This is a genomic window from Luteimonas sp. 8-5, assembly GCF_029763755.1.
Taxonomy (GTDB): domain Bacteria; phylum Pseudomonadota; class Gammaproteobacteria; order Xanthomonadales; family Xanthomonadaceae; genus Cognatiluteimonas.
On record NZ_JARUVM010000144.1, the window covers coordinates 1 to 7055 of the forward strand.

The 7055-nt window shown below is 67.4% G+C and carries 6 protein-coding genes; 2 read left to right on the plus strand and 4 right to left on the minus strand.

Going from position 1 to position 7055, the window contains the following annotated elements; all coding sequences use genetic code 11:
* Nucleotides 1–74: 74 nt before the first annotated feature.
* Together QAA18_RS12115 and QAA18_RS12120 are read right to left on the minus strand one after the other, a co-directional pair.
* Nucleotides 75–608 carry a hypothetical protein gene (locus tag QAA18_RS12115; protein ID WP_279413268.1) on the minus strand — a complete coding sequence of 178 codons (534 nt, stop codon included), beginning with the start codon at nucleotides 606–608 and terminating at the stop codon, nucleotides 75–77.
* 110 nt (nucleotides 609–718) lie between these two features.
* Nucleotides 719–1264 (minus strand): hypothetical protein, encoded by a 546-nt coding sequence (locus tag QAA18_RS12120; RefSeq protein ID WP_279413270.1) that lies wholly within the window; start codon nucleotides 1262–1264, stop codon nucleotides 719–721.
* A gap of 617 nt (nucleotides 1265–1881) precedes the next feature.
* On the opposite strand from QAA18_RS12120, the gene QAA18_RS12125 reads away from it, so the two are divergent.
* The gene (locus tag QAA18_RS12125; protein ID WP_279413271.1) at nucleotides 1882–2823 is read left to right on the plus strand and encodes an integron integrase; all 942 of its coding nucleotides are present in this window, start codon (nucleotides 1882–1884) and stop codon (nucleotides 2821–2823) included.
* 24 nt (nucleotides 2824–2847) lie between these two features.
* Entirely contained in the window at nucleotides 2848–4479 is a 1632-nt protein-coding gene (locus tag QAA18_RS12130) for an acyl-CoA dehydrogenase family protein (RefSeq protein WP_279413272.1), read from the plus strand.
* On the opposite strand, the gene QAA18_RS12135 is transcribed toward QAA18_RS12130, so the two are convergent.
* Nucleotides 4476–6236, minus strand: coding sequence for an ABC transporter transmembrane domain-containing protein (locus QAA18_RS12135; protein WP_279413274.1), 1761 nt, complete (start codon nucleotides 6234–6236; stop codon nucleotides 4476–4478). The two genes, QAA18_RS12130 and QAA18_RS12135, sit on opposite strands and share 4 nt — an antisense overlap.
* Nucleotides 6237–6240: 4 nt before the next feature.
* Complete coding sequence (locus QAA18_RS12140; RefSeq protein ID WP_279413276.1) at nucleotides 6241–6822, minus strand: YigZ family protein; 582 nt, start codon at nucleotides 6820–6822, stop codon at nucleotides 6241–6243.
* Nucleotides 6823–7055: the final 233 nt, after the last annotated feature.

Sequence of the window (7055 nt, forward strand, 5' to 3'; positions counted from 1 at the left end):
GCAACCGCCCTAAGCCAACAGCAGCTCACCAGGCCCTATTGCAGGAGGAGTCCATACACGCATTGTTAGATCTCTCACCGTGTTCCCCGGTACGTCACCTCATCTGTATAGAGGCCGACATCCTGACGCATTTGGGAAAGCATCCGGAGTGCCTTCTCACGGAACACAGGGAACTGAAATTGATCCTTTCCCTCAAAACAATCAAACATGTAGTCAACGATGCCGTTATAGGAGTCGAATACTTCGGCAGGAGCAAACATTGCTAGAAGCGCCGTGCTCGACAGTCGCGACTTCTCGAACGAAATTTGCGTTTCCCGACTGACGCTGCCGGTGGACTGCATCTCCGTCATTAGATCAATAAGCGGTCCGCCGGCTTCCTTATAGAGGGCAATCTTTTCTTTGAACAGGTGGGACGAGCGATTGTTCCCATCCACAAGCGTTGACCTCAACGCCTCCAAGTCGCGCGCATGCCGCGCTGTCTCGGCAGTCATGAGGCGTTTGGCCCAGACCTTTCCGAGCCATGCGGACAAAAAGGCAACGATTAGACCGCCGCCACCTAAGGAGACGATGACTGCGGACGCTGTTTCCCACGCTGCAGAAGTGCTCATAGAGATCTAACGCTCAAGTTAAGCCGACTCGTGTAGCGGAGCAAAGAACATGGCAAGCTTTTCCTGTCATGTTGTTTGCGTAGCGAAACGAGTTCGGCTTGAACGCATTGTTAGCCGTCCAGCCCGGAAACTAACAAGCCGAGTGCCCAGAAGACTAGTCCAGTTGCAGCCAGTGCAAGGAATGCTTGAATCTGAGCGCACCTAGCAAAGTTCTTAGCGGAAGCAGTGAAGTCCCCGCTCCTAACCTTTGCAAAGGACTTGGACATGAACCATCGCATTGGCCTGAAAGTGGCGCTCTCGAACTCGCGAAAAACCACCTCCATGTCGAGATTTCCATCCGGCGGTAGATCGCGTATGAAATCTTTGGCTTGGGACGCGCTCTCCGCTGCGCCCATAACAACAGCGGCCAAGAACTTTTCCACCACGGTCAGGCCTGCCGCGATCAAATAGATGATGGAAGCGCAAGAGACTACGGCGACGTCAAGGTGTTGGCCGATCCCTGGCAGATTGCCAATCACCAACGCAATCGCACCTCCGGCGCCTGCGATGAGCCAGCTGACAAAGCTGTCAATGACGGCGGATGATTTTCCCGCGGCCATCGTCATCAGTCCGCTGGCCAGCACCTTTTCTTGCAGATGGTCGCTTCCGTTGGCCATGATTCCTCCCTGACGGCTAACACCAGAATTAAGCCGACCCGCCAAGGGTCGTATCCGAAGCCGAGTGTAGCGCCGACGCGTCCGGGTTAACGGCGTATCGGGGCGGGTTCGGCTTGAATGATCTGTTAGGCATCAGCGCCAGGGTCCGGAGCCCGCGGACCGGCGCGCCTGCCGGCCAGGACGAACCAGACGAGTGGGGCAAGCAACAGGCCGCCCGTGACCCCATAGGGGATGTTGCCGAAGATGACACCCAGCAGCAGACCGCCAATGCAGCCTCCGAAGAGGAAGGCAGGCAGGCTTTTAGATGCTGCATCGATGCCGGTTGAGTGTCCGTCTCTGTCTGTCACTGAGCAGCCTCCTTGCTGATGCCTAACAACTAATCGATTCAAAAACCGAGCGTAGACGGGCGGCGTAGCCCATCTGCCGCGTGCGCCCGGATTCGGAAAATCCCCACAACATCATTGGTTTATCCCTGACGGTGCAGCCTATTCCTGCGGCCTAATCTGGAGGTGTTTGCAGAGGCGCGAATAGCTGCTTCGATGGGATCGTCTCACCCGGATTCGGGAGCCGCAAGCGGAGCCATGGGTGCTGCCCAGGGAGATCGCCCGGGCAGGCTGATGGCCGATGTCCAGGCGCGGATGCGTCGTCTCGGTATGTCCAGGCGCACGGAGGAGGCGTATCTGGGCTGGATCCGCCGCTTCATCCTGGCCAACGGCAAACGCCATCCGCGTGATCTTGGGGCCCGCGAAGTGGAGGCCTTCCTGACGCGGCTGGCTATGGACGGAAACGTGGCGCCCTCGACCCAGAACCAGGCGCTTTCGGGCCTGTTGTTCATGTATCGGGAAGTGCTGGGCATCGAGCTGCCCTGGATGGACGACATCCGCCGCGCGAAGCGCCCGCAGCGATTGCCGGTGGTCCTGTCGCGCGAGGAAGTGCAGGCACTGCTGGACGAGCTGGGCGGCCTGGCCTGGCTCATGGCCAGCCTGCTCTACGGCAGCGGCTTGCGGTTGATGGAATGCGTCCGCTTGCGGGTCAAGGATCTGGACTTCGTCCGCGGCGAGGTCACGGTCCGGCAGGGCAAAGGCGGCAAGGACCGGCGCACGATGCTGCCGGCGCGGCTGCGCGAACCGCTGCAGGTGCAGGTGCGCGAGGTGCGGCGGGTGCACCAGCGCGATCTTGCCGCCGGCTTCGGTGAGGTCTGGATGCCGGACGCGCTTTCGCGCAAGTACCTGGGAGCAGCGCGCGAGTTTGGTTGGCAATACGTGTTTCCGGCGCCGCGACGCAGCTGCGATCCGCGCAGTGGCCTCATCCGCCGTCACCATATGGATGAAAGCGTCCTCCAGCGTGCGGTCAAGGCGGCCGTCCGCCGCGCCGGGATCGACAAGCCTGCCACCTGCCACACCCTGCGCCATTCCTTCGCCACCCACCTGCTGGAAGCCGGCTACGACATCCGCACGATCCAGGAGTTGCTCGGTCACAAGGACGTCGCCACGACCCAGATCTACACCCACGTCCTCAATCGCGGCGGGGCGGGCGTGCTGAGTCCACTGGATCGTTAGGCCGGACGGAGTAGATTGCGGGACATGACCAGGCCTCCTGCCGCTGCCGTTTCCGACAACCAGCCGCCGCCGTTCGCGCCCCGCGACCTGTGGCAGGACGATCTCGCCCTGCGCGAAGCCGTTGCCCGCGAAGGCGCCGCCGGCTTCACGGATCGCGTCGCCGCCTATGGTGCGCTCGCAGGGGAGACGGTGTTGGCGCTCTCCCACGACGCTCATCGCGATCGTCCGCGCCTGCGCACGCTCGATGTGGCGGGCAACCGCATCGACCGGGTCGAATTCCATCCCGCCTACCACGCGGTCATGGCCGCCGCGATCGAAAACGGCGTCGCCGGCCTGTCCTGGTCCGAGCCGGTGCCCGGCGCGCACGTGGCGCGTGCCGCGCTCAGCTACCTGCACTACCAGGCCGAGCCGGGCAGCAGCTGTCCGCTCACCATGACCCACGCCGCGGTGCCGGTGCTGCGCCGCGAACCCGGGCTGCGCGAGTGGGCCGACAAGGCGGCCGCGCTGTACTACGACGCGCGCGAGGTCCCGGTCGTCGACAAACCCGGCATCACCCTCGGCATGGGCATGACCGAGAAGCAGGGCGGCAGCGACGTCCGTGCGAACACGACTGCGGCGACGCCGGTGGCACTCGAATCGGACGACCCGGCCGCGCCCTACGCACTCACCGGCCACAAGTGGTTCTTCTCCGCACCGATGTCGGACGGTTTCCTGGTGCTGGCGCAGGCGCCGGGCGGGCTCACCTGCTTCCTCATGCCGCGCCGCCTGCACGACGGCTCGAAGAACGCCTTCGCGCTGCAGCGGCTCAAGGACAAGCTCGGCGACTGGTCGAATGCGTCGTCGGAGGTCGAATTCCATGGCGCGCGTGCCTGGCGCGTGGGCGAGGAGGGTCGTGGCATCGCCACCATCCTCGAGATGGTGATGCTCACGCGGCTGGACTGCATGCTCGGCTCCTCGGGCCTGATGCGCATGGCCGCGGCGCAGGCAATCCACCATTGCCGCCATCGCGTCGCCTTTGGCAGGCCGCTGGCCGACCAGCCGTTGATGCGCAACGTGCTCGCCGACCTGGTGCTCGAGGCCGAAGCGGCATTGACGCTGTCGATGCGCGTGGCACGCGCGGTCGACGCAGCGCCCCGCGACCCGTCCGAGGCGGCCTTCGCCCGCGTCGCCACCGCCGTCGGCAAGTACTGGATCTGCAAGCGCGCGCCGCTGGTCGCGGCCGAGGCGCTCGAATGCATCGGCGGCAACGGTTACGTCGAGGAGTCGCTGCTGCCGCGGCTGTACCGCCAAGCGCCCTTGAACTCGATCTGGGAAGGGAGCGGCAACATCCAGTGCCTGGACGTGCTGCGTGCGCTGGCGAAAGAGCCCGCTACGGGCGCCGCTCTCTGGCGGGAACTGCAGGATGCGCCGCTCGATGCTGCGCTCCTCGATCGCCTGCGCGCCCCGCTGCACGGCGAGGCCGTTGTCCCCGAGGCCACTGCACGCAGCTTCGTCGAAGCCTTGGCGCTGGCGCTTCAGGCGAGCGTGCTGCACCGTTCCGGCAGTCCGCTGGCAATGGTTTTCCAACGCACCCGCCTGCAGGCGCCGCATGCGATGGCCCTGGGCACGCTGCCGGCCGACATCGCCTTCGGCGACGTCCTCGCCCGCGCGCTCTAGTCCAGGAACTGCAGCTTCGCGAGCTCCGCGTACAGGCCGTCCTGCGCCATCAGCGCGTCATGGGTACCCTCGGCGACCACGCGGCCGCGGTCCATCACCACGATGCGGTCGGCCTTGAGCACGGTGGCCAGGCGGTGCGCGATGACCAGCGTGGTGCGGCCGGCCATCAGGTTCTCCAGGGCGTGCTGCACTGCATGTTCGCTCTGGGCATCGAGTGCGCTGGTCGCCTCGTCCAGCAGCAGCAGCGGCGCGTCCTTGAGCAGGGCGCGGGCAATGGCGATGCGTTGCTGCTGGCCTCCGGACAGGCGCGCGCCGCGCTCGCCCAGTTCGCTGGCGAAGCCTTCAGGCAGGGCGTCGATGAAGGCGTCGGCCTCGGCGGAGCGCGCTGCCGCCCGCACTTCCGCGTCGCTGGCTTCCAGCCGGCCGTAGCGGATGTTGTCGGCGGCGCTGGCGGCGAAGATGGTCGGCGCCTGCGGCACCAGCGCGATCGCGTCGCGCAGCGCGGCAGGATCCGCGTCGCGCACGTCGACGCCGTCGACCCGGATGCGGCCGGACTCCGGGTCGTGGAAGCGCAGCAGCAGGGTGAACACCGTGCTCTTGCCCGCGCCGGAAGGGCCGACCAGGGCCACGGTTTCGCCCGGGCGTACGCGCAGGTCGAAATGTTCCAGCGCCGGCAGGTCGGGGCGCATCGGGTAGTGGAAGGTGACGTCGTCGAACACGATCTCGCCGCGCAGCGGCACCGGCAGTGGGGTCGGTGCGGCCGGCGCCACGATCGCCGGCGCCTGCTGCAACAGCTCGGCGATCCGGCCCATGCCGCCGGCGGCGCGCTGCAGTTCGTTCCAGACTTCGGCCAGGGCGCCGACCGAGCCGCCGCCGATCAGCGCGTACAGCACGAACTGGCCGAGGGTGCCGGCGCTCATGCTGCCTTCGGCCACGTCGTGCGCACCCGACCACAGCACCAGGGTGATCGCACCGAAGATCAGCACGATGGCCACGGCGGTCACGATCGCTTGCGCGCCGATCCGGCGCCGCGCGGTGGCCACGGCCAGCTTCAGCGCCGCGCCGAAGCGCCCGCGCTCGTACGCCTCGCGCGCGTGCGCCTGCACCGTGCGCACCGCGCCCAGGGTTTCCGTCGCGAGCATGTTGGCGTCGGCGATCCGGTCCTGGCTGGCGCGCGACATCTTCTGCAGCCGGCGCCCGCCGACCACGATCGGCAGCACCGCCAGCGGGATCCCGACCAGCGCGTACAGGGCCAGGTGCGGGCTGGTCACGAACAGCATCGCGATCGAGCCGACCACCGTCACCAGGCTGCGCAGCGCCACCGACATGCTCGAGCCCACCACGCTGCGCAACAGCTCGGCGTCGGCGGTCAGCCGCGAGACGAGTTCGCCGCTGCGGGTGCGGTCGTAGAAGGCCGCGTCCAGGCCGAGCAGGTGGGTGTACAGCCGCTCGCGCATGTCGGCGACCACGCGCTCGCCCAGCAGCGAGACGAAGAAGAACCGCGCGGCCGTCGCCAGTGCCAGCGCCAGGGCGACCAGGAACAGGAACACGAACGCGCGGTCGATGTTGGCGCCGCTGGAAAAGCCCTGGTCGATCATGTGCCGGAACGCGACCGGCAGGCTCAGGGTGGCGGTCGAGGAGCAGGCCAGGGCGACCAGCCACGCGGCGAACAACCCGCGGTGCGCGCGCACGAACGGCCACAGGGCGGCCAGGGTGCCGACCGGCGCCTTGGCCGCGGAATCGGAAGGAGTTGCCATCGGCCTATTGTAGGAGGCGCACCCGGTCGCGCGTCGCATCCCGCAGTTGCACGCGCAGGGCTTCGAGTTGCGCTTCGGCCACGCACACCTGCAGGTGCAACCCGTCGGCCTCGAAGCGCTCGTCGAGTTTTTCCGCGCCCACGGCCGCCAGCACCGCATGCACCGTGCCGATGTCGTCGAAGCCGGCGTGCAGGGCCACGGTGCGCATGGCCACCACGGGCAGGCGTTCGGCACGCCGCAGGCACTCGGCCGCGGCCCCGCCGGAGGCGCGCCCCAGGCCCCCGGCCCCCCGCAGGCGGCCCCCCACCCCACGGGTCACGCCCACGGCGACGCGGTCGTAGCCCTGGCCGGCGCTGGCGGCCAGGATCGGCCGCCCGGCGGTCCCGGCCGGCTCGCCGTCGTCGCTGGAGCGGTACTGGTCGCCGATCCGCCAAGCCCAGCAGTTGTGGGTCGCGGCCGGGTCGGAGACCGCCGCCAGGAAGGCCTGGGCCTCGTCGGCCGAGCCCACCGGGGCGGCGCGGGCCAGGAAGCGGCTGTGCTTGACCTCGAGGGTGAATGCGGCCTCCCCGGCCAGGGTGTCTGTCATCGGCTGTTGGTATCTGCTTGGTCCATCCCGGACAGGGCAGGTTAAGCTTCGGCCATGGGGATAGGGAACATCCAGGCCGAAGTGACGGCAGCGCAGCTGGCCCAGTCCGCCGCGCCCACGCTGGCGGGACTCGCCGGCGCCCTGGCCGATACCCTGCCCACCGGTTCCAGCGTCGTGGTCCGCTGGCGCGACCAGCAGGCGGGCGACGGCCTCTCCGAGGCCCCGCACGCGCC

Excerpts from the sequence above, each read along its gene's own strand:
- QAA18_RS12115 (WP_279413268.1), bottom strand. The coding sequence starts at position 608 with ATGAGCACTTCTGCAGCGTGGGAAACAGCGTCCGCAGTCATCGTCTCC.
- QAA18_RS12120 (WP_279413270.1), bottom strand. The coding sequence starts at position 1,264 with ATGGCCAACGGAAGCGACCATCTGCAAGAAAAGGTGCTGGCCAGCGGA.
- QAA18_RS12125 (WP_279413271.1), top strand. The coding sequence starts at position 1,882 with ATGGCCGATGTCCAGGCGCGGATGCGTCGTCTCGGTATGTCCAGGCGC.
- QAA18_RS12130 (WP_279413272.1), top strand. The coding sequence starts at position 2,848 with ATGACCAGGCCTCCTGCCGCTGCCGTTTCCGACAACCAGCCGCCGCCG.
- QAA18_RS12135 (WP_279413274.1), bottom strand. The coding sequence starts at position 6,236 with ATGGCAACTCCTTCCGATTCCGCGGCCAAGGCGCCGGTCGGCACCCTG.
- QAA18_RS12140 (WP_279413276.1), bottom strand. The coding sequence starts at position 6,822 with ATGACAGACACCCTGGCCGGGGAGGCCGCATTCACCCTCGAGGTCAAG.